The organism is Sorangium sp. So ce321 (genome assembly GCF_051530195.1).
In the GTDB taxonomy this organism is placed as follows: domain Bacteria; phylum Myxococcota_A; class Polyangia; order Polyangiales; family Polyangiaceae; genus Sorangium.
The window spans coordinates 3,950,832-3,971,540 of the sequence record NZ_CP150329.1; the positions used below are offsets into that span (position 1 = coordinate 3,950,832).

Below are 20,709 nucleotides of genomic sequence, written 5' to 3' on the forward strand. Positions count from 1 at the left end.
GCTGCCCCCCGCCCGCGCGCAGCTAGTAGCCCCAGAGGAACTCCGCGCGAGCGAACGCCGTGAAGTAGCTGCCCGGACCGTCTCCTGCGCCGGGGAGGAGCAGCGTGTACTTGCCGGCGAAGCCGGCGGCGAACTGGCGGTTGAAGGCGTAGTCGATGCCGAACGGGATCGAGACCCCGAACTGGCCGCGGTGGCAGTCTGGCCGGCCGTACGAGCCGCAGGGCGCGAGGCGCACGCTGTCGTAGGCGCCGGTCATGAGGCCGACGTAAGGGACCCATTGCAGGATGTCGATGACGTACGCGGCGCCGGCCGACGCGCCGAGGAACATGAGATCTCCGCCCGGGTGCGACGCGGTGTTGAGCTCGACGAGCGCGTTGAAGGTGTCCGTGAGCCCGTAGGAGGCGTGGAGGCTGCCGCCGATCCCCGGGTACGTCCCGCCGTCCGCGAGGAGCGCGTACCCGACGCTGGCGCCGGCGTGCCATTGCCGTTCAAAGGCGTCTGCCTGCGAGGGGGCGAGGAGGGCGGCGAGCGCGAGCGCGGCGGCGGTCAGCGGGGCGGCGGGGGAGCATCTCATGGTCGGGTGGCGGCGAGCAGCCCGGGGCGCCCTCGCGCCGAACCACGGCGCGAGGGCGACGACAGCGCGCGCCGGGCTCTCGATGTGCGCGCGCGGCGCGAGGCTAGCATGCGCGCCGCGGAGATCCTCAGCGGAGCTGCTCGCGGCGCGGGGAGGCGCGGGACGCGCCGGCGTCCTCTTCCTCGAACTCCTCCGAGAAGATCCGCGCCGCGGGGTCGGCCGCGCCGTCGCTCGGGTCGATGCGCAGCGAGGGCTGGGGGAAGCGGACGCCGGCCTGCCCCGAGATCCCGGGGAAGGTGTAGAGGATCTCGCCGCGCTCGCCGATCTCGACGCCCACCTCGTCGGGGCGCTCCTTGGCGAGCTCGGTGAGCAGGGCGTCCGCCTCCGAGGCCGGCAGGTCGAGCACGACGCCGACCTCCTGCGCCGTGAGCGGGCGGCGGCGGTGCGACGCGAGCGAGAAGATCGCCTGCACCTGCGCGTCGCGCGACGCCTTCACCCCGGAGCGGGAGAGCTTCCGCCCGCTGACGAGCAGGAGCAGGCCGAGCGTGAGGGCGACGAACCCGATCGGCAGGCCGATCGCGAGGCCGGCGATCGAGCCTGGGAACAGCGCGGCCGCGCCCAGCCCGAGGAGCAGCGCCAGCGCGGTGCCGCCGATGAGGATCAGCCAGCCTAGCGCGCCGGCGACAGCCCCGCCGAACCGGGACGGCTTCCCCGCCAGGCTGACCGACTTGCCCGCGAAGGGCAGGCGCTCCCGGCCGCAAGCGGTGCAATAGGCCGCGAGCCCGCGGTGAATGACGGGCGCGTTCTTTCCACAATGAGGACACATGAGGACTCTCCCCGCGAGCGATCCCTCGCGAGCCAGGCTGTAGCGTAGGAACCGAGCACCTCCACCGCCAGCCGTGCGAGCGCCCGATCTCCAGGTTTTCGGGGCATGGGACGAAACGCCACACCGTGGGATCCGTTCGGGGTGCGCGGCCCGTCGCGCGGCTCAGAGGCCGAGGTAGCCCACGATCTCGGCGCGGGTCGGATCGGAGGCCACCGCGCGCAGGGCTTCGTGATGGCGTTGCCATGTGGCTGCGCCGCCGTCATCGCCGCGCCACCGCGCCGCCTCGGCCCTGGCGAAGGTGTAGTGACGGAGCGAGAAGCGCGCGGCGTCGAGGGCGAAGAAGGCGTCGAGCCACACCTCGGGGTCGCCCTCACCGTCGCCGAGCAGCTGGGCCGCGAGCGCGGCGTACGGGACGAGCGCGGGCGGCGCGTCGCCGCGCCGGCGGAGGGCGGCGTAGCGGAGCGCGCGGCGCGTGGACGGCGGGGCGTCGCGCGCTGCGCTCCAGGTGGCGAGCGCGCGCGAGAACGCCGGCTGGCCTTCGCGCGCCCAGGGCGCGTCGAGGCTCGCGAAACCGACCCACGGCCAGGCGGCGGAGAGGTCCGCCGGCAGCAGCGCGGGCGGGCCGCCCTGGCGGAGCGGCGAGTCGCCCGGAGGTCGGGCGAGGGCGAGCCGCGTCCATCGCGTCCGGACGTCGAGCAGGGCGAGCCCGGCGCGCGCGCCCGGGGCGCCGCTGAGGCGCGTCGCGCGTGCGGCGGCCTCCTCGTCGGCGAGGACGGCGGCGCGCGCGGCGTCGAGCAGGCGCCCGCGCGAGGCGAGGAGCTCGGCGCGCTGAAGGAGCACGGCCGCGCGGAGGGCTGGCGGCGCCGCGGCGACGTCGACGCGCTCGAGGAGATCGAGCGCGCGATCGCGGTCGCCTGCGAGGAGCCACGCGCTCGATCGCGCGAGCGCGCGGGCCGCCTCCGGCGCGGGCTCCGGGGTGAGCGCCGCGGAGCGATCCAGCGCGTCGATCGCCCGGGGCGCGTCGCCCTCCAGGGCGAGCTCGCGGGCGGCGTGCAGCGCGAGGGCCCAGGCGACCTCGCGCAGGGTGTCGCGCTCTGGCGGCGAGAGCTGAGGGGCGGCGGCCAGCTCGGCGGCGCGCTCGGCGGCGCGCGCGCGAAGCGATCCGGAGAGCACCGGCCGCGCGAGCCCGCGCTCCGGGAGCCAGTCGATCGCGAGCGGCGAGCCCGCCCGCAGCGCCGGCGCGGCGCCGGGCGCTCCGCGCGCCTGCGCGCCCTCCGCTCCGGCCGCAGGCTCGTCGTCCCCGTCCAGCGCGTCGTCCGACCGCGCGAGCGCGGCGGCCCCGGACGCGTCGAGCGCTTCGTCCTCCGCCAGCACGACGGCGAGCAGGTCCCCGCGGGCCTGCGGATCGAGCGCGGCGGCGGAGCCGAGCAGGTCGCGGATCGCTCGCAGCGCGCGCTGCTTCGCCTCGGCGGCGCCCTGTCCGGCGGCGGCAGCGAGGCGGACGCGCTGCGCGAGCCGCGCCTCGACGGCGTCGGCCACGCCGGCCTCGGGGGCCTCGGGCGTCGCCGGGGGCTCCACGCCGGCCCGCGCAGCGCAGGCGACGAGGACGGCGCGGAGCTCACCCCAGTTGCGCGACATGCCCGCGTGGCGCTTCGACGCCCGGTCGTTCTGGTTCAAGGTCAAGAGCTCGACGCCGCGCTTGGCCTCGGCGCCGGTGCCCAGGCAGAGGATCGCGCCGACCGTCGTGCGCAGGTCCTCGTCGCGCGGGTCCATCCCCGCGTAGCTGCTCGCGATCGCGATCGCGCGCGGCAGGTCGCCCTCGGCGAGCGCCGCGCGCAGGGTCTGCACGCGCACGTGCCAGTCGGGCCAGCGATCCGGCCGCTCCAGGAGCGTGCGGCGATCGCCGAGCCTCGCTGCTTCGCGCGCGAGGCTCGGCGCGCCGCAGGCGGGCCCCAGCTCATCGAACGTCATGCGCCCGGAGCCGGCGGCGACCATGGCCTGGGCCGTCTCGACCGCCTCGGTCGCGCCGGCGAGCGCCGCGCGATCCGGCCGGCCGACGGCCGCGTCGACATACTCGGCGACGGCGGCGCGCACGCCGAGCTCCTCGGCGTGCGCGCTCGCCGCCCGGTAGGTCCACGGCAGCCGGGACGGCATCGCGAACCAGCGGATCTCGGACCGGCAGTCGGGCAGCGCGGGGCCGCGCGGCGCCTCGACCGAGGCGAGGCACGCGGCGGCGCGGCGCACGCCGGCGCGGACCACCGCGACGGGACCGAGGAGCGCGACCGCGAGCAGCGCCGCGGCCGCCAGGGCGAGCGAGGCGGCGAGGGGCCGCAGCCACGGCGGCCGCGCCGCCGAGGCGCCGTCGCGGCGAGGGGAGCTCCCGTCGCTTTCACGGGACGTGGGCTGCTGCGCGCGCACGCGACGGCTTTTAACCCACGGCACGGCCGAGCGTCACCGTTTGCCGAGCGGCGCCGCACGCAGCGGGGCGCCGCGCCGCGCGGCTAGGGCGCGCTCCGGCCCTCGCCGGCGCTGGCCTCCGGGGCGAGCAGCGCGCTCGCGAGATCGTCGACCCCCGACAGGTCCTCGACGCGGGGCACCTCGAGGTCGAGCCCGCGGGCGAGCTGCGGGGCGCTGGCGAGGGCGACCTCGGCGACGGTGAGACTGCGTCCGGTCAGCTCGTGGAGCGACGTGACCCCGTGCTCGCGGATGCCGCAGGGCACGATCAGCTCGAACGCCTTGAGGTCGACCGCGATGTTGAAGGCGAAGCCGTGCATCGTGAGCCAGCGCGACAGGCGCACGCCGATCGCGCCGAGCTTCGCGATCTCGCGCGCCCACTCCGGGCCGCCCCACTCCGCCGGGGCCGCGCGGTCGACCCAGACGCCGATCATCCCGTCCACCACGCCGCCCTCGACGTGGTGCTCGCGCGCGAGCAGGATCATCACCTCCGCGAGCGACCGCACGTACCTGCGCACGTCGCACCGGTCGGGCCGGAGGTCGAGCAGCGGGTAGCACACGAGCTGGCCGGGGCCGTGGTAGGTGACGTCGCCGCCGCGGCCGGTCGCGACCAGATCGATGTCGCGCTCGTTCAGCGTGCGCGAGTCGAGCAGCACGTGCTCCGGGTTCGCGCGCGGGCCGAGCGTGATCACGGGATCGTGCTCCAGCAGCAGGATGGTGTCGCCGATGCGGCCCTGCGCGCGCGCCTCGATGAGCTGCTTCTGCAGATCGTGGATCGGGGCGTAGCGGCGGCGGCCGAGCCACACGGCGCGCGCCCGCCGCGGCTGGGGTACGCCGAGCGCGACGCCCGGGTCCTTCGCAGGCTGGAGGAGATCGCGGAGCGAGGTGGTCGGCATGGCTACTCGGGGATCTTCTCGCCCTGCGCCCGCCGCTCGTCGCGGTAGGCCTCGATGTGCGTCGTGAAGCTCGCCGCGACCTCGGGGTCGAACTGCGAGCCCGAGCACCGCTCGATCTCGGCGACGGCGACCTCGTGCGGGAGCGCCCTGCGGTACGAGCGGTCGCTCGTCATCGCGTCGTAGGTGTCGGCCACGGAGATGATGCGCGCGATGATCGGGATCTCGTTGCCCCGCATCCGGAGCGGGTAGCCGCGCCCGTCCCAGCGCTCGTGGTGCAGGTGCACGCCGGGGATGAGCGGGTGCAGGAACTTGATCGGATCGAGGATGTCGCGCCCGTAGACGGGGTGCCGCTTGAACACCTCGTACTCGTCGCTCGTGAGCTTGCCCGGCTTGTTCAGGTTCAGCACGCACCCGATCTTGCCGATGTCGTGCATGAGCGCGCTCTGCCGCACGATCTCGATCTCGTGCGGGCCGAGGCCGAGCCGCTCGGCGAGCATGACCGCGTAGACGGCGACCCGATCCGAGTGGCCCGCGGTGTAGCGATCCATCTTGTCGATCGCCTTGGCGAGCCCCTCGATCGTCTGCTGGAACGTCGCCTGGAGGTCCTGGTACAGCCGCGCGTTCTCGATGGCCGCCGCCGCGCGCGACCCGATGATGCTGAGCAGCTTGCGCTGCCCCTCGTCGAAGCGCTTCGTCCGCGTGAACGACGCGACGGCGATGAAGCCCATGAGCCGCTTCTGGATGCGGAGCGGCACGGCGACGAGCGACTGGAGCGGCAGCCCCGGCTCCTGCGCGAAGAACCTGAGCCCCTTCAGGCCCTGCTCGAGGAGCAGCGCCTCGGGGCGGAAGTGCTCGAGGACGACCGTCGGGTCGAGCCGGCCGAGGTCCGCGTCCGCGGGGACCGACGCGCCGCGGAGGTGCTGCCGCTCGAAGAAGCTCCCCTCGCCGTCGTCGAGCCAGGTGGAGATGAGGTCGCCGCGGACCTCGTGCAGGCAGCTGTCCGCGACGGTCTCGAGCACCTGGTCGAGCGAGAGGCTCGCCGCGATGGCCTCGCTCACCTTGTAGAGCGACAGGGCCTCGCGCAGCCGGATGTTCTCCGCCGCCATCCGCTGCTTCTCGATCCCGCGCTGGACCACGTGCACGACCTCGTCCAGCTTGAACGGCTTGAGCACGTAGTCGTAGGCGCCGCGCTTCATCGCGTCGATCGCGGTCTCGACGGTGCCGAACCCCGTCATGATGACCGTGAGCGCGTTCGGCGCCGTCTTGCCGATCTCGTCCAGCAGCGCGATGCCGCCCATGCGCGGCATCTTGAGGTCGCTGATCACGAGGTCGTAGTGGCCCTTCGTGAGCTCGTTCAGCGCGCTGGTGCCGTCCTCGGCAGTGCGGACGTAGTAGCCCTCCATGCCGAGAAAGTCGGCCAGCATGTCGCGGATCACCTTCTCGTCGTCCACGACGAGGATGCGAGGGCGGTCTTCTGAAAGCGTGGACATGCCGCCGGCAAGCCTACCAGATCCGCTCGCGGCCCATCGGTCCAAGGTGGGGTCAGGTCGGGCACGCGAGCGGACCCGCGCTCGGGCGCGCCGCGAGGCGCCCACGCCCTTGGGGTAAGGCGGTGGCGCGGGCCAGGTGAAGCGGACGCAGCCGTGGCACCGCGGTGAGCACCGCAGCGCCGCCCGCCGCCGCGCGCTGCGGCGCGGGCGGTCAGTCCTCGTCGCCGGTCGAGATGATGGGGTGCCGGATGGTCCGGGGGGACTCGTCCAGGTCCGGGACGCGGATCGAGATCGGCCCGGGGCTGCGGATGGAGGGGGGCGGCGCGGACTCGGAGTCGTCCGTGCGCAGCGGGATCATCCTGCTGCTCGGCGCGGGCTCGTCCGAGGCGGTGCTCAGCACGGCCACCGCCCGCTGCTCGCCGAGCGCGTGCTTCTGCTCGAGGAAGCGGAGGACCGAGGGGCCGGTCGAGCGCTCGAGCGCGGAGCGCAGGTCGCCGGGAAGCGTCGACTCGATGATCATCTTCACCCCGGTGCGGGGGTGCTCGATCTCGATGCGGACGAGGTGCACGAACGAGCGGTCGAGCCCGTGCTTCTCCTCGAAGTACCGGTTCGTCGGCACGTGGCCGTAGCGCTCGTCGCCGAGGATCGGGTGCCCGATCGCGGCGAGGTGCCGCCGGATCTGGTGCGTGCGCCCGCCGTCCGGGATGACCCGGAGGATCGAGTGGCCCGACGCGACCGCGAGGCGGCGGTACCGCGTGCGCGCGGTGTACGTGCGCGTGCCTTCCCGGAGGTCGCGGGTGATCGCGCCCTTGCCCGGGGTGACGCCCTTGGCCGCCGCCAGGTAGATGAGGCGACCGGTCTTCGTGAGCGCCTCGCTCCAGCGCGCGGCCGCCTCCTCGTTGCGCGCGAGCATGACCAGGCCGCTCGTGCCCGGGTCCAGCGCGTGCACGATGACCGGCGTCGAGGTGACGCCGGGGACGCGCGCGCAGCGGGCGAGCAGCGAGCCGAGGTACTCCGCCTGCGTGGCGACCGGCTCGTGCGGGCCCTTCTCGACGACCAGCACGCCGTCGTCATCGTAGATGACCTTCGGCGCCGGGGGCGGCGTGCGGCGCAGGGCGGCGATCGTCTCGATCTCCTCGGTCAGCGGGATCATGTCGAGCGGCGTGAGCTCCGTCGACGAGTACCCGAGCCGGCAGAAGTGATCGAGGTCGCGCGCGAGCGTGTCGGGATCGCACGAGACGTAGACGAGCAGCGGCGCGCCGAGGCGCGCGATCGCCTCGCGCGCCGTCGGGGAGACGCCGCGCCGCGGCGGGTTCACCACGATGCCGTCGAACTTCTCCGAGCTGTTGACCAGCGAGCCGACGATCTCCGAGACGTCGCCGGTGCGCACCTCCACGCGCTGGCTCAGCCCCTGGGCCTCCGCCGCCGCGCGCGCGTTCACCGCCGCGGGCGCGAAGGACTCGACCATCAGGACGCGGTTGCCGCCCTGCGCGAGCGCGAGCGAGATCGCGCCCGAGCCGCCGTAGAGGTCGAGGATGCGCGGCGGCTCCTTGCGCCGGGAGGCGGGGCCCATCGCGGCCTCGCCCTCGATCACGGGCCCGTCGTTCTCGAGCGACGCGATCTCGCGCAGCAGGAGGGCGTGCACGCGCGCGGCCTGCGACCTGTGCGCCTGCACGAACGAGCCGAACGCGGCGACGTGGTAGGTCTGCCCGATCCGGTCTTCCGCGTGCGAGACGCCGTCGAGCACGATCGTCTCGGGCCCGAGGATCTGAGGCGCCTCCGCGTCATGGAAGTTCGCGGCGATGCCGATGACGCGCGGGAGCATCGGGCGGATGGCGCGGCCGGCCTCCCGCAGCTCGTCGCGCGTGCACGCGCGCTCGCGCTGGAGGACGAACGTGATCAGCACGAACGCCGGGTTGTCCTCGGTCGCGCCCGTCTCCGCGAAGAGCTGGGTGCCGGGCGCGAGGTGGACCTCGCGCAGATCGAGGGCGCGGAGCACGCCGCCCCTCGCCGGATCGTACGGCAGCAGCAGCGGCCGGACCTCGGGGGGCGGCGACGCGATCAGCTCGCGGAGCCGCGAGGTCACCGCGGCGAGCGCCGGGGCGAGGACCCGGCAGCCCGGGATGTCGACGACCTCGTGGTGCCCTGTGCGGCCGTACAGCCCGATCGCGCCGGAGGGAGCGACGATGAGCTTCGCTCGCCCGCGGTAGCCGGTGATCGGATCGGCCGGGATGACCGGGCTCGTCTGGAGCAGCTCGAGCGATGGGTAGTGCGCGGCCGCGGAGACGACCCGCGCGCGTTTCGTGCCGAGCTGCTCAGCGTAATCGCCCGCGATGAGCGGACAGCCCGCGCACTCGACCGAGTGCGTGCACTCGATCAGCGTGTTCGGGATCTCGCCTGCCTTCAATGTGCGCCGCACGGGCCCGGACAAAACGCCGCCGCCCGATCCCTCTGCGCTGGTGCTCTCGCCCAGCCCGTGCGGTTCTTCGATACCTGCGCCGGAAGCCATTCCGGGGGAGCTTACAGGGGCTCTCGTCCAGCGTCGAAGGTGTAAAGCGGAGCGCGTCGAGCTTTTCGTCTGCCGTGCTTCTGCGTTCGGGGCGCGTTGCGGAGGAGGCGCGGGCGGCCCTGGCCCGTTCCCGCGTTTCCAGGCGACCGGGGCGGTTGGCCCGGGCGGCTGGCCGTCCAGGACCGCCGCTCCGTCGAGCCGGTCGTCGGGCGAACCAGGAGCCAATGTGGGCAGCGCCCCGCGTCGCTCCTCGAGCGGTGCCGTTCGCGACATCCGGCCGCGACGGCGCGTGCGCCCGCGCGCTCGGCGGACGAGGTGGTAGACTGACCGCCTCTTGCGTCTTCCGATCGCTTGTCTCGTCGGCATCCTGGCCGCGCTGTTCGTCCATCCGGCGCTCGCCGCGCCGGGTGACAAGGAAGCGAACCAGGGCATCAACGCGGCCAGAGGCGGGTTCTGCAAGCGGGCGATCCCGCTCCTCGAATCCGCCGAGAGCCAGCGCCATCGCCCGAGCTCGGCGGTCCCACTCGCCGACTGCTACGTGAAGCGTGGCGACTTGCTGAAGGCCAGTGAGATCTATCACACGGTCGCCAGCGAGAAGAAGGAGCCCGGTTACAACGGGCGAGATGTCGCGGCGATCACATCTGCGAAGAAGAAGGCGGCGCAGCTCGAGGCGCGCATCCCGACCCTCGTCGTCACGCCGGTGGAGCCGTACGAGGGGCTCGTGGTCGAGGTCAACGGGGAGGAGATCAGCGACCCGTCGTCGCCGCACCCGTTTGACCCGGGCGTGCAGCTGGTCGTCGTCGCCAGGGCTGACGGGTACGAGCAGAGCTCGCAGAAGATCGCGCTGAAGGAGAAGCAGCGGCGCGAGATCAAGCTGCGCCTGAAGCCGAAGCCCGGCGCGACGAAGCCGCCAGCGACGAAGCCGCCGGAGAAGCCGGTGGCGACGAAGCCGCCAGCGACGAAGCCACCGGAGAAGCCGCCGGTGAAGAAGCCGCCGGAGAAGCCGGTGGCGACGAAGCCGCCGGTGAAGAAGCCGCCGGTGAAGAAGCCGCCGGAGAAGCCGGTGGCGACGAAGCCGCCGGTGAAGAAGCCGCCGGTGAAGAGGCCGCCGGAGAAGCCGGTGGCGACGAAGCCGCCGGTGAAGAGGCCGCCGGAGAAGCCGGTGGCGACGAAGCCGCCTGCCGAGCCGCCGCGCCGCGCCGAGACCACGCCGGGCGGCGCGCCGGGCCCTGGACCGACGGCGAAGCCTCCGGTGGAGATGCCCGAGCCCACGCCCCCCGGCCCGCGCAAGCAGCGCAAGGTGTGGCTCGGCGCTGGCTTCCGGGGCTTCTACGTCCCGCAGGTCATGTTCAAGCTCCTCGGGGAAGGGGGGCGGGATGTCCTCGTTCCTGGCGGAGAGCTCGCGCTCTCGACGAGGCTCGGGACGTTCGACCTCGTGTTCGCGGTCGCCTACGCGCGCTTCTTGATGCAAGACACGCCCTTCAAGCCGAAGGGGCACCCCGACACCGACTACGAGATCGTCGCGAGCGATCTCCAGGCGCTCCAGGCGGACGCCCGCCTGGTCTGGAACATCCCGCTCGACCGGAACGAGCTGTTCGCCTTCCGCATCGGGGCGGGCCTCGGCGTGGGCTGGACGTTCATGGGCGATCTCTACCGGACCCAGGCGTACCCGGCGGACGCCGTCCCCGGCGACCAGAGCACCTTCGTGCCGGGGGACCCGTACCGCTACGTGAAATGCCGCGGCCCGAACAACCCCGCAGGGAGCTTCCGGTACTGTAACCAGCTCGACTACGACGCGGATCACTACCCCGGCTACGTCGAGCCGAGCTGGTTCACCCGCCCCAAGGGCAGGCCCCAGGGCCTGCGGCCGCTCGTCTACCCGTGGCTCGTCCTGCCCGAGATCGGCCTCTCGTTCCGCCCGTGGGATCGCTTCGCGCTGGATCTCAGGGTGGGCGCCTCGGCCACCGGCGTGCTCGGGGGGTTCGGCATGCGCATCGCCCTGTGACCCGGGGGCTCAGCGCTCGAGCTTCACCGCGCGGCCGAGCTTGCGGGACAGCACCGCCTCGACCGTGCTCCAGAGCTCCTCGCCGGTCCGCTGCGCCACCCAGCGGCCCTCGGACGGCTGGTAGTCGAAGTGCCACGCGGCCCGCTCGGCGGCCATCCAGATCTGCCGCGCCGCGCGGTGGCTGTTGACGACGTACTTGACGCCGTCCTCGAACTCCAGGGTGAGAATGCCGCTCTGCAGATCGGCCTCCACGCCGTCGGGGATCTCGTTGATCCCTCGATCCAGGGCGCGCAGCGACTGATCGGCCACGGCGTCGAACTCTCGCTCCGACAGGGGCTCTCCGCTCATGACGATCCGCTTACACCCGCGCGCGCCAAGGCGGTATGGGGAAGCGCCCCGCCCGCTCACTCCCAGGGGACGGGTAGAGCTCGACGTTGCTCATCGCCTCGACGCGCCCTCCTTCACGCCGGTGCCGCTGTCCTTGATGCCGCCGAGCGGCGACAGCTCGGAGCGGTACCCTGGCACATCGAGCGGTGGCGCTAGGCCGCTGCGGTCGAGAGTCGGTTCAGCACGAGATCGAAGATGTCCGCGTTCGACAGCGCGCTCTCCCGGCCGCGCGCCCCGTCCCCGGCGGCCGTCGCGCTCGCGCCGAGGAGCCGCGCCTGCTCGTCGGGCCGGAGCGGGTGGCTCACGAGGATCGGCACCTCCGCCTCGTGCAGGCCCCCGTGGGACCTGAGCCCGCGCTGCACGGCGGAGAGGTCGTGGTAGGCCGCGCGCTTGCCGAGCACCGTGCTCCGGTCGCCGAGGACGACGAGGTCGCCGATCCTGTCGTTCGGGAGCGCGAAGCGTCGCGCGGCGTCCTCGCGCGGCAGGACGAGCTCCACGCCCGGGATCCGCGCGAGGACCGCCGCCGCGCGCTCCAGCGCGCCCCCCTGCGCCGCGTCGACGTACACGGTCGCGTACGACCCGAGCGCGCCGTGGTGCACCACGTACGGGTCAGTGATCGGCAGGAGCACCCGGAAGCCCGGGACGCCGGCCTCGCGCAGCGCGTCCTCGAGGTAGCGCACGTTCGGCGAGCCGTCGGGCGCCGTCTTGTCGTTCATGCCGTGATCCGCCGTGATGCCGCAGACGAAGCCGGCGTCGAGGTACGCTCCGTAGAGCGCGTCGAAGCGGGCGTGGAACCGATCCGACATCGGCCCGCGCGGCGGCTCCTTGTGCTGCACGTAGTCGGTCAGCGACACGTAGAGCAGCGTGGCCGACACCCGCTCGTGCAGCGCGAGGCCCATCTCCATCGCGTAGTGGGAGATGTCCCAGTCGTAGATCGACGGGCTCTCGCGGCCGACGGCGGCGGTGATCGAGGCGATCCCGTGCTCCGGGATCGCCTGCTCGTGCGCCTTCTCCGCTGACAGCGAGATCGGGCGAGGGCCGCCCTCGCGGCACGCGCCGAGGAGCGCGCGGAGCTTGTCCTTGGCCGTGACGCAGAGGGTCCTGACGCCCGCCTGCTCCAGCTTCTCGAAGAGCGTCGGCACGCGCAAGAACCGCGGGTCGTTCATCGGCACCTCGTGCCCCGAGGCGGCGTCGAGGTAGTAGTTGCCCGAGATGCCGTGCACGCGCGCCGGCTGGCCGGTCGCGATCGACACGTTGTTCGGGTTCGTGAAGCTCGGGATCTGACCGCGGCCGCGCACGTACAGGCCGCCTCCGGCGAGGGCGCCCGCGAGCCGCGGCATCAGCCCGTCCGCGAGCGCCTGGTCGAGGTACTCCGGCGCGCAGCCGTCGATGCAGAACACCACCGTCTTGCGCGCGGGCAGCGCGTAGCGCCGGCCGCAGAGATCGATCATGCGGAACGCTGACACGCAGCGCGCAGGGCGAGAAGGGCAGCCGCGCGGCGCTACCCGGGCCGCGCTGCCTCGCGCGGAGAGGCAGCTGCGCCGGGCGTCGCGTGGATCAATCGATCACCCAGTCAGTCAGTAGCCCGGCCAGGGCTCGGCCGGCTTCGGCGGCGCCGGGACCAGCCGCTTGAAGCACATCACGCCGGCGTCGAGCGCCACGAGCTCCCAGCCGCCCTCGCCGCGCGCCTTCGCGACGGCGCGGGCCTCGTCCACGCCGTGCGCCTGCTCGCAGTCCTGCTCCCACCGCGGCGTCGGGACGCTCTGGGCGGTCCCCTGGGCGCTCACACGCCCCGTCGCGAGCGCGAAGGCCGCGCCCAGCACCAGACCGCCCAGCACGAGCGCGACCTTCCTGTCCATACGTCATCGACATGGTGGGCCGCGACAGGCCGGACCGTCAAGCGACGCACCGAGGACGTTCGGCACGCCCGGCAGGATTCGAACCTGCGACCCGCGGCTTAGAAGGCCGCTGCTCTATCCAGCTGAGCTACGGGCGCTCACACGACAAGCGCGTCTCTCGTACTGCATCGCGGCCCCGGAATCGAGTGCTGATCGAGCCCGGTTCCGCGGTGGATCGCGCCTCACGAGCGCCGCGGGCGCGATGGCCGCGATGGCCGCTCAGGTCGACGCTGCCAGCCGCCGGACCTGCTCGCTGGTCCGACCGTAACGCCGCTGTCGCCGGCTGTACGTCGCGATCGCCTCGTCGAAGGTGGCCTCGGTGAAATCGGGCCAGAGCGTGTCCGTGAAGAACAACTCGGCGTAAGCGGCCTCGAAGAGCAGAAAGTCGCTGAGGCGCTTCTCGCCGCCGGTGCGGATGATGAGGTCCGGATCCGGCATCGAGCTGGTCGTCAGGAAGTTCCGGAGCGAGTGCTCGTTGATCTCCTCCGGGATGACCAGGCCGGCCCGCGCGCGGACCGCGAGCGCGCGCATCGCGTTCGCCATGTCGCGGCGGCCGCCGTAGCTCAGCGCGAGGGCCAGGGTCATCTCGGTGCCCCCCGCGGTGTCCTCTACGAGCTTCTCCATCGCGCGCCGCGTCGGGGTCGGGATCTCCTCGAGGTCGCCGACCACCTGCACCGCGATGCCGCGCCGGATCAGCTCGTCGTGCTCGCCCTCGGCGAACTCCTGGCAGATGCGCATGAGGGCGTCGATCTCGTCCTTGGGCCGCGACCAGTTCGCCACGCTGAAGGCGTAGAGCGTGAGGTACGGGATGCCGCGATCGCGGCACGTGCGCACCGAGAGCCGCACGGCCTGCGCGCCGTGCTGGTGCCCCTGCATGCGGGCGAGGCCCCGCGCCGCTGCCCAGCGGCCATTGCCATCGAGGATGATCGCGACGTGCTTGGGGAGATTGCTGGACGTCATGGGGTTTCCTGGGTGGGGACGACGCACTGTGCGACGAGCATGGGCGCGGTAGGGGGGACGACGGTGATGCGATTGTGGAGGTTCTGTGGAGGATGGCGCCGGAGAGCTCAAGGGGCTCGCCTCGAGACGTCGGCGCGAGCGCCTCGGATCGCTCGCCCGACCGTCGCCGGCGCCTGCGGACCACCGATCTTACGCGCTGTCAAGTCGAGGAAACTTCCTGGAAACCTGGATGAGCGATGGGACCCGGAGGGGCTGCGCGGGGGAGCTCACGGGGGCGCGGGATCAGGCGCCCGGCAGCGAGAGCCTGAACTCGACCTCGGGCGGCCCGCGGTGGGTGCACTCGGCCGAGCCGCTGTGGGCTTCGGCGATCGCCTTGACGATCGCGAGGCCGAGCCCGGTGCCGCCCCGGTCGGCGCGGGTCGTCACGAACCTGCGGAACAGGCGGCCAGCGACGTGCCGCCCGATCTCGCCGCGGTTGCGGATCGAGATCGTGACCTGTCCGCCCAGGCGGGACAGCGCGATCCGGACGGGGGCCGCCGCGTCGCCGTGCGTGCGCGCGTTGTCGAGCAGGTTGTCGAGCGCGCGCGACAGCCACTGCTCGTCGCCGCGCACGGCCGCCGAGCTCGGCGCGTCGAGCTCGACGCGGGAGCCGCGCTCTCGCGCCCGCGCCGCGGCGGTCTGCGCGATCGCGACGAGGTCGACGACGGCGGCCTGCTCCACGCCGCGCGCCTCGAGGCGCGCGAGCGACAGGAGCTCCCCGAGGAGCGCCTCGATGCGCGTGATCGCCTCGCGGATGCGCGCGACGAAGCGGGCCGCCTCCTCGGGATCGTCGAGCGCCCCCTCGGAGAGCACCTCCGCGCTCGCGCGGATCGCGGCGACCGGGTTCTTCAGCTCATGCGAGAGATCCGCGGCGAAGGTCTCGACGAACGGGCGGCCCTCGATCTGGCGCCGCATCGAGTCGATGGCGCGCGTGAGCCGCTGCACCTCGCGGCCCTGCGCCGGCGGCGGCGCGGCGCGCACCTCCCCCTCGCTCACGCGCACCGCGAACTCGGTGAGCGCCTCGATCGGCGTCGCGATGGTGCGGCCGATCAGGAACGACGAGAGCGCCGCGGCGGCGCCGAGCACCGTGCTGATCACGAGGATAGGCGGGGCGAAGTCGGCGACCATGCGCTGCACCACGATGGTCGGCTTGACGACCTGCACGCTCCCGACGCGCCGGCCGCGGACCTCGATGGGCGCGGTCACGAAGACGGTCCCGGGCTCGCCCGGCGAGGCGCCGCGCGCCCGGAGCACGCGGCCCTCCGGGTCGAGCAGCGCGATGTTCTGGGCGGCGGGGCCGTTGGCCTCGCCGTCGAGCGCGCGCACCGCCGCGAGCTCGACGCCGCGGACCTCCATCTCCATCGCGGCGACGGCGGCGAACGCGGCCGCCTCGTCGCGCGCGCTGCCCTCGGCGAGCAGCGTCGCGCGCGCCTCGATGCGATCGATGACGAGCAGCCCGAGCCCGAACGCGAACGCGCCGACGATGCCGCCGAGCGCGATGAAGATCTGCATCCGGATGCTCATCCCGGCCGTCCGGGCGCGGACGAGGCGCGAGGCGAACAGCGCGACGAGCAGGATGATCGAGACCGCCGCCGCCGCGGTGACGACGAGGCGCAGCATGCTTCAGTCGCCGCCTTCCGTGGGGCTCGGCTTGTCCGTGACGCGGTAGCCCACGCCGCGCACCGTCTCGATGAGGTCCGCGTCGCCCCCGGCCTCGACGACCTTCTTCCGGAGCCCCTTCACGTGCGAGTCGATGGTCCGATCGGTGATCGCGAACCCGTCGCCCCAGACGCGGTCGATGAGCTGCGCGCGCGTGAAGACCCTGCCCGGCGCGGCGAGCATGCAGGCGAGCAGATCGAACTCGACGCGGGTGAGGTCGACCTTCTGGCCGTTGACGTGCGCCCGCCGCGTGGCCTCGTCGACGATGAGCGGCAGCGACGCGGGGGCGGCGCTGGGCAGCGAGGGCCGCGCGGCGCGGCGCAGGACGGCGCGCACCCGGGCCACGATCTCCCGGGGCGAGAACGGCTTGGTCACGTAGTCGTCGGCGCCTGTCTCGAGCGCGGCGACTCGGTCGGCCTCGCTGTCGCGGCTCGACAGGACGATGATCGCGGCGCGCGCCTCGCTCCGCCGCACCTGACCGATGAGGTCGAAGCCGCTGCCGTCGGGGAGCATGAGGTCGAGGATGATGAGGTCCGCCTTGTCGAACTCCCGCTCCGCGGTCGCGAGCGTGGTGGCGACGGTGGCCGCGAACCCGTCGCGCCGCAGGAAGTAAGCGATGGACTCGGCGATCGCCGGCTCATCCTCGACGACCAGGACCTTGGCCATGATCAGGGAGCTTAGAACGGCGCGGCGGACGCGTCGACAGGGCAGGCGGCCGGCGCCGCCAGCAGCTACGTCGGCGCCGCGTTGATCGCCGCGTTGACGATCTCGCGCACCACCCCGAGCAGCCGGTCGTAGTGCTCCGGGACGGGGCGCAGGCCGGCGCAGTGAACCACGAGCCCGCCGGAGCGCAGCTCGAGGTGCCCCTGGAAGCCGCGGCGGGCGAGGAGCTTGCGCAGGCGCGGGTGGAACGCGGCGGCGGCGTCGCGCTCGGAGGCGGCGAAGGTCGTCACGTGGGCGTCCCAGAGCGCGTCGCCGAGGACGACCCGGGGCGGGGGAGGGCTCTCGATGAAGGCGACGCGCGTCAGGAAGTGCTCGCCGACGCGCATCGCGGCGCGGCGCCGGAGCCCCGGGTGCGTCGCGAAGCCGAGCAGCGATCGCTCGAGCGGCTCGGCGTCGCCGTCCGCGTACCAGGGCTCGGCGATCACCGCGTGCCCGGGGTTCGCCGTCCACGTGCACGCGGAGAGGTAAGCGGAGGGCGGCGCGATCGTGTCGTACGGCTCCCAGCGGCGGAACCAGGCCTCGTCGGGGCGCGGGGTGAAGACGAGGCCTCGCCGGGCAGCCCACGCGGCGATGAGCTCGGAGCCGAGCGAAGGCGGCATGATCGTCGAGGTTAGTCCGCGCGGCGACGCCCCGGAAGCCTCCGCCGCCACGCCGCCGCGAGCGCTCCGGCCGCGAGCGCCAGCCAGGACGCCGCGCCGGCGGCGGCGCCGCTCCCGGGCACGTCGCAGGCGCACCGGCCGTAGATGCCCACCGCCGTCGAGGTGGTCTCGTCCTCCTCGTCGTTCCCCTGGTCGTCCGGGGACGCTCCCGCGCCGCCCTGGCCCGCCGTGACGGGCTCGCCGCCCGCGCTCCCGTCCGTTCCCCCGGCGCCACCGACGCCGCCCGCGCCGCTGCTGGCCACGCCGCCACCGACGCCGCCCGCGCCGCTGCTGGCCACGCCGCCCGCGCCGCCGCCGCCCGTCTCGCCGCCGCTGTCCGCGCAGCGCGTGACATGGAGAGGGCGCGTGCGCGTGCAGTCCGTCGGCGACGCGCAGCGCGGATCGGAGAGCGCGGCCGGCGCGCTGTTGCCGCCGATCTCGCCCGGGTCCGGGTACGCGACCTCGGTCCCCTCCCAGCGCCCCCCGGTGTGCTCCAGCCGGCCAAGCACCCGCTCCTGGTACGGCGCGGCGCCGCCGATCGCCGGATCGTAGACGCCGCGGCCCGCGTCGTAGTTGGGGTTGTTCGGGTTGTTGACGTACGAGAGGCCGTTGTAGGCCCACAGGGCGCTGTACCAGTGCTCGATGATCGCCGGCTGCTGGTCGCCGACGCAGCGCGTGGCCCTCCACTTCATGGCCAGGATGCGCGCGCCGGTCGCCGCGTTGTAGGTCGGGTCCGCGGCCACGCGGCGCGGATCGAAATCCGGGCTGTCGCCGCTCCGCATGCCGCTCGTGATCTGGGCGGCGCCGTAGCCGCAGTCGAACGAGATGATCGTCCGCGAGCTCCCCCCTGCCTGATCCATGGGCCGATCCGGCTCGCAGAACTGCTGCCAGCCCGACTCCTGCATGGCGATCGCCTTCAGCAGCTCGCAGGGGAAGGTGGCGAGGACCTCGCGCCGCGCCTCGGGCAGGCCGCAGCCCTGGCCGAAGACGAAGGCGGCAGGGCCGTCGTCTCCCCAGGCCTCGGGCCCCCGCGAGACGCGATCGAAGATGGCGTTCCACTCCGCGATGGAGGGGTTGGTCCCGGGCACGGCGTCGACGGCGCAGCCGCGATCGTTGTAGGCGCTCGACGCGGTGAAGCAGGGGCAGTACGCGGCGCGGGCGGCGGGCGCGACGAGCGCGGCCGCGGCCAGCGAGGCCGGGATGACGAGGCGGCGGCTCATCGCTGCTCCTCCTTCGCCGTCGTGAAGCCGGCGACGGCGATGCGCGCTCCGGGCGGCGCGGGGATCGCGGCGACCTCGCCGCTCGCCGCGTGGATCGCGAAGGGCACCGCGAACGCGGTCGGGTTCGTGTGCAGCGCGGCCACCCACGACGCGTCCGGCGAGACCGCCTGGATGGCGTCGACGCCGGCGCCGAGCGGGCCGCGGACCGCGGCGCGGGCGCCGACCACGAGCAGCCCGGCGGCGCGATCCGGCGTGTACGCGAGCCCGCCGCCCGGCCAGGCGTGCGGGGCGAGGCCGTTGCTCGCGCTCGCCTCGATCCGGGCGCGCTTGCCGCTCCTGAGGTCGAGCTGGTCGATCACCCACGTGCCGGGGTCGACCTCGTGCCGGTTCTGGAACACGAGCGCAGCCGTCGCCGCGTCGATCGAGAAATCGCGCGCGAACGGCGGGATCGACGGGGCAACCACGCGCGTCGCGCCGGTGTCGGGGTTCACGAGGACGATGTCGGCGGACCCAGGCGCCACGCGGTAGATCACGAGCTCGCCTCTCCACTCGCCGGCGAGGAAGGCGAGGTGGCCCGCGACGCTGTGCACGGTGCGGCTCGCGCCGTTGGCGAGGTCGATCTCGTCGATGGTCAGCGTGTCGACCCGAAGCCGCGCGAGGTCGCCGTCGAGCGGCGGCTCGGGACCGGCGACGCCGCGCGAGACGAAGACGCGCCCCGCGGCGGTGACCAGCGGTCGGCTCGCGTGCACGACGCCGTCGCAGAGCGCGACCGGCTCCGCGTGCGGCTCGAGCCGGAAGAGGCTCGCGTTGAACGAGCGGTCGCGGGACGGCCTCGTGTCGGCGGTCGCGACGACGATCGACGTCCGCGGCACGACGCGGGCGCGGACGACCGCATCGCTCAGGTGCTGGAGCGTGGCGAGCCCGGGGCCAGCCTTTTTGCCGCCCACCGCGGCGATGTGGAGCGTGCTCCGGGCTGCCCCCGGGGTGGACGCGAGGAACGCCACCTTGGCCGGGGAGGAGCGCGCGCCCGGCGCCGCGAGGGCCGCCGGCACGAGGAGGCGGCCGACCCGCGAGATCGCGGGCGCAGGGCTCTCGCCGGCGCTGGCGAGCACCGCCGCAGCGGCGATCGCGAGGGCGCCGGGGAGCACGAGTCTGTTCAGAGAGCGCCGTGTCAGGAGGGAGCGGGCGGAGGAGCTGAGACGCACGGTAGTAGAGTAAACGATGCGACACCGGGCGCTCGCCTGCTCGCCAGCATCCTCGCAAGGGCGCGCCTCGGCCGGCCAGGACGCCAGCTCACAGCGCCCCGGCGCCCGCCAGGATCAGCGCCTCGACGGGACGTCGGCGCTCAGAAGCGGCCGGACACGCCGATCCCGGCTGCGCCCGGGCCGGCGACCGGAGTCAGCCGGAGCTTGGCGGCGGGCGCGAGCAGGCCGGAGGGGGTCCGGGGCTGGTTGAACCCGAGCTCCCAGATCAGGCCACCCGCGACGCCGGCAGCGCCCAGCCCGAGGAGCACGCCGCCGACCGTCGCGTACGTGCGGCCCTGGTTGCCCTGGTCGGCGACGTCCGGCTCGCAGTTGATGCGCGACGGACAGCTCTCCTCCGCGGCGCTGATGTCGGCGAAGCCGCTCGAGGTCAGGATCCCGCCGACCAGCAGGGTGACGACGCCGGCGCCCGTGACGATCCACGGCGCGTAGCCGTGAGGAGGCTGCGGCGGAGGCGCCTCCACGGTGCGGCTCGGGACCGCCGAGGCGGTGAGGAGGGGCGGAGGCGGCACGGGCGCCGACGCGGACTCGCTCGCGGTCGGCGTCGGCGCCGGCCGGATGGAGTTCCTGAGGTTCTGGATCTTGTCCTGGATCGTCTGCGCGTCGCTCGCGTCCGGCGTGCGGGCCAGGTACGTCTCCAGCGCGGTCACCGCCTCGGCGCGGTCGCCCTTCTTCTCGTACGCGTTGGCGATGTTGATCAGCGCGCCGTGCGCCGTGCAGTCGAGCTTGTAGACGTCCTTCCAGTACTGGATGGCGCGGTCGTAGTCAGCCCGCTCGTAGAACTGGGTGGCGGCCTTGTGCGCGCCCTTGGCGCCTTCCAGGTCAGCCGCCGTCGGCGTGCGGTTGCACTCGGGGTACTCGATGGCCGGATCTCCTGCTACGGCCAACCCCGCGGCGAGGAACATCCCCGCGCCGAGACCGACCAGCCAAGTCCGAAGCACACGCATCCGAGCTGCCCTCCACGAGAAGTGGGCGCAGCATACTGATCCGTTTCGCCGGCAGCGAGAAAAAGGCATCACGGCGGACTCCGAGGCAATGCGTTCGGCCTGCCGGACCGGCAAGCCGAGCCGCCGAGCCAGGCAACCTGCCGGGGGCAGCCCGCCCGCGCGCCGGCGGACGGCGCGCACCCCGGGCACGGACGCGTGTGCCCCGGGCCCCGGCGCGGGCGC

The 20,709-nt window shown here is 73.8% G+C and carries 17 protein-coding genes and 1 tRNA gene; 1 reads left to right on the plus strand and 17 read right to left on the minus strand.

The features are described from left to right. Positions 1-22 precede the first annotated feature (22 nt). The 6 genes from WME89_RS15240 to WME89_RS15265 all read right to left on the minus strand — a co-directional run bounded on the left by WME89_RS15240 (position 23) and on the right by WME89_RS15265 (position 8,659). Positions 23-574: a hypothetical protein gene (locus WME89_RS15240; RefSeq protein WP_437309846.1), complete on the minus strand. Its 552-nt coding sequence runs from the start codon at positions 572-574 to the stop codon at positions 23-25. A 127-nt stretch (positions 575-701) separates the two neighbouring features. Continuing rightward, positions 702-1,400, minus strand: coding sequence for a hypothetical protein (locus WME89_RS15245; RefSeq protein WP_438009881.1), 699 nt, complete (start codon positions 1,398-1,400; stop codon positions 702-704). Positions 1,401-1,562: 162 nt separating this feature from the next. After that, positions 1,563-3,818: a hypothetical protein gene (locus WME89_RS15250; RefSeq protein ID WP_438009882.1), complete on the minus strand. Its 2,256-nt coding sequence runs from the start codon at positions 3,816-3,818 to the stop codon at positions 1,563-1,565. Positions 3,819-3,901: 83 nt separating this feature from the next. Continuing rightward, positions 3,902-4,750 carry a lipoyl(octanoyl) transferase LipB gene (gene lipB / locus WME89_RS15255; RefSeq protein WP_438009883.1) on the minus strand — a complete coding sequence of 283 codons (849 nt, stop codon included), beginning with the start codon at positions 4,748-4,750 and terminating at the stop codon, positions 3,902-3,904. 2 nt (positions 4,751-4,752) lie between these two features. After that, on the minus strand, positions 4,753-6,240 hold the full coding sequence (locus WME89_RS15260) for an HD domain-containing phosphohydrolase (protein WP_438009884.1): 1,488 nt from the start codon (positions 6,238-6,240) through the stop codon (positions 4,753-4,755). A 211-nt stretch (positions 6,241-6,451) separates the two neighbouring features. Next, complete coding sequence (locus WME89_RS15265) at positions 6,452-8,659, minus strand: pseudouridine synthase (RefSeq protein WP_438009885.1); 2,208 nt, start codon at positions 8,657-8,659, stop codon at positions 6,452-6,454. Positions 8,660-9,083: 424 nt separating this feature from the next. Here WME89_RS15265 and WME89_RS15270 point away from each other — a divergent pair, with 424 nt between their 5' ends. Then, a complete protein-coding gene (locus WME89_RS15270; RefSeq protein ID WP_438009886.1) occupies positions 9,084-10,754 on the plus strand; it encodes a hypothetical protein in 1,671 nt (556 codons plus the stop codon). Between the two features lie 9 nt (positions 10,755-10,763). Here WME89_RS15270 and cyaY read toward each other — a convergent pair whose 3' ends face one another. From cyaY to WME89_RS15325, 11 genes are all read right to left on the minus strand, one after another. Next, a complete protein-coding gene (cyaY, locus tag WME89_RS15275) occupies positions 10,764-11,102 on the minus strand; it encodes an iron donor protein CyaY (RefSeq protein ID WP_438009887.1) in 339 nt (112 codons plus the stop codon). Positions 11,103-11,293: 191 nt separating this feature from the next. Beyond that, positions 11,294-12,592 (minus strand): phosphonoacetate hydrolase, encoded by a 1,299-nt coding sequence (gene phnA, locus WME89_RS15280; RefSeq protein ID WP_438009888.1) that lies wholly within the window; start codon positions 12,590-12,592, stop codon positions 11,294-11,296. 126 nt (positions 12,593-12,718) lie between these two features. Further along, a complete protein-coding gene (locus WME89_RS15285; protein WP_438009889.1) occupies positions 12,719-13,000 on the minus strand; it encodes a hypothetical protein in 282 nt (93 codons plus the stop codon). A gap of 63 nt (positions 13,001-13,063) precedes the next feature. Then, positions 13,064-13,137, minus strand: a tRNA-Arg gene (locus WME89_RS15290). Positions 13,138-13,258: 121 nt separating this feature from the next. Beyond that, positions 13,259-13,999: a polyprenyl diphosphate synthase gene (uppS, locus tag WME89_RS15295; protein WP_438009890.1), complete on the minus strand. Its 741-nt coding sequence runs from the start codon at positions 13,997-13,999 to the stop codon at positions 13,259-13,261. Positions 14,000-14,281: 282 nt separating this feature from the next. Further along, positions 14,282-15,658 carry a histidine kinase dimerization/phospho-acceptor domain-containing protein gene (locus tag WME89_RS15300; RefSeq protein WP_437625914.1) on the minus strand — a complete coding sequence of 459 codons (1,377 nt, stop codon included), beginning with the start codon at positions 15,656-15,658 and terminating at the stop codon, positions 14,282-14,284. Positions 15,659-15,661: 3 nt separating this feature from the next. Continuing rightward, positions 15,662-16,363, minus strand: coding sequence for a winged helix-turn-helix domain-containing protein (locus WME89_RS15305; protein ID WP_437666515.1), 702 nt, complete (start codon positions 16,361-16,363; stop codon positions 15,662-15,664). 65 nt (positions 16,364-16,428) lie between these two features. Beyond that, positions 16,429-17,019, minus strand: a complete 591-nt coding sequence (locus WME89_RS15310) for a hypothetical protein (RefSeq protein WP_438009891.1) — start codon at positions 17,017-17,019, stop codon at positions 16,429-16,431. 11 nt (positions 17,020-17,030) lie between these two features. Beyond that, positions 17,031-18,278, minus strand: coding sequence for a hypothetical protein (locus WME89_RS15315; protein ID WP_438009892.1), 1,248 nt, complete (start codon positions 18,276-18,278; stop codon positions 17,031-17,033). After that, the gene (locus WME89_RS15320) at positions 18,275-19,426 is read right to left on the minus strand and encodes a hypothetical protein (RefSeq protein ID WP_438009893.1); all 1,152 of its coding nucleotides are present in this window, start codon (positions 19,424-19,426) and stop codon (positions 18,275-18,277) included. Before WME89_RS15320 ends, WME89_RS15315 begins: the two co-directional genes overlap by 4 nt. A 197-nt stretch (positions 19,427-19,623) precedes the next feature. After that, on the minus strand, positions 19,624-20,481 hold the full coding sequence (locus tag WME89_RS15325; RefSeq protein WP_438009894.1) for a tetratricopeptide repeat protein: 858 nt from the start codon (positions 20,479-20,481) through the stop codon (positions 19,624-19,626). Positions 20,482-20,709 lie beyond the last annotated feature (228 nt).

Excerpts from the sequence above, each read along its gene's own strand:
- WME89_RS15305 (WP_437666515.1), bottom strand. The coding sequence starts at position 16,363 with ATGGCCAAGGTCCTGGTCGTCGAGGATGAGCCGGCGATCGCCGAGTCC.
- lipB (WP_438009883.1), bottom strand. The coding sequence starts at position 4,750 with ATGCCGACCACCTCGCTCCGCGATCTCCTCCAGCCTGCGAAGGACCCG.
- cyaY (WP_438009887.1), bottom strand. The coding sequence starts at position 11,102 with ATGAGCGGAGAGCCCCTGTCGGAGCGAGAGTTCGACGCCGTGGCCGAT.
- WME89_RS15315 (WP_438009892.1), bottom strand. The coding sequence starts at position 18,278 with ATGAGCCGCCGCCTCGTCATCCCGGCCTCGCTGGCCGCGGCCGCGCTC.
- WME89_RS15285 (WP_438009889.1), bottom strand. The coding sequence starts at position 13,000 with ATGGACAGGAAGGTCGCGCTCGTGCTGGGCGGTCTGGTGCTGGGCGCG.
- WME89_RS15310 (WP_438009891.1), bottom strand. The coding sequence starts at position 17,019 with ATGCCGCCTTCGCTCGGCTCCGAGCTCATCGCCGCGTGGGCTGCCCGG.
- WME89_RS15240 (WP_437309846.1), bottom strand. The coding sequence starts at position 574 with ATGAGATGCTCCCCCGCCGCCCCGCTGACCGCCGCCGCGCTCGCGCTC.
- uppS (WP_438009890.1), bottom strand. The coding sequence starts at position 13,999 with ATGACGTCCAGCAATCTCCCCAAGCACGTCGCGATCATCCTCGATGGC.
- WME89_RS15260 (WP_438009884.1), bottom strand. The coding sequence starts at position 6,240 with ATGTCCACGCTTTCAGAAGACCGCCCTCGCATCCTCGTCGTGGACGAC.
- phnA (WP_438009888.1), bottom strand. The coding sequence starts at position 12,592 with ATGATCGATCTCTGCGGCCGGCGCTACGCGCTGCCCGCGCGCAAGACG.
- WME89_RS15245 (WP_438009881.1), bottom strand. The coding sequence starts at position 1,400 with ATGTGTCCTCATTGTGGAAAGAACGCGCCCGTCATTCACCGCGGGCTC.
- WME89_RS15300 (WP_437625914.1), bottom strand. The coding sequence starts at position 15,658 with ATGCTGCGCCTCGTCGTCACCGCGGCGGCGGCGGTCTCGATCATCCTG.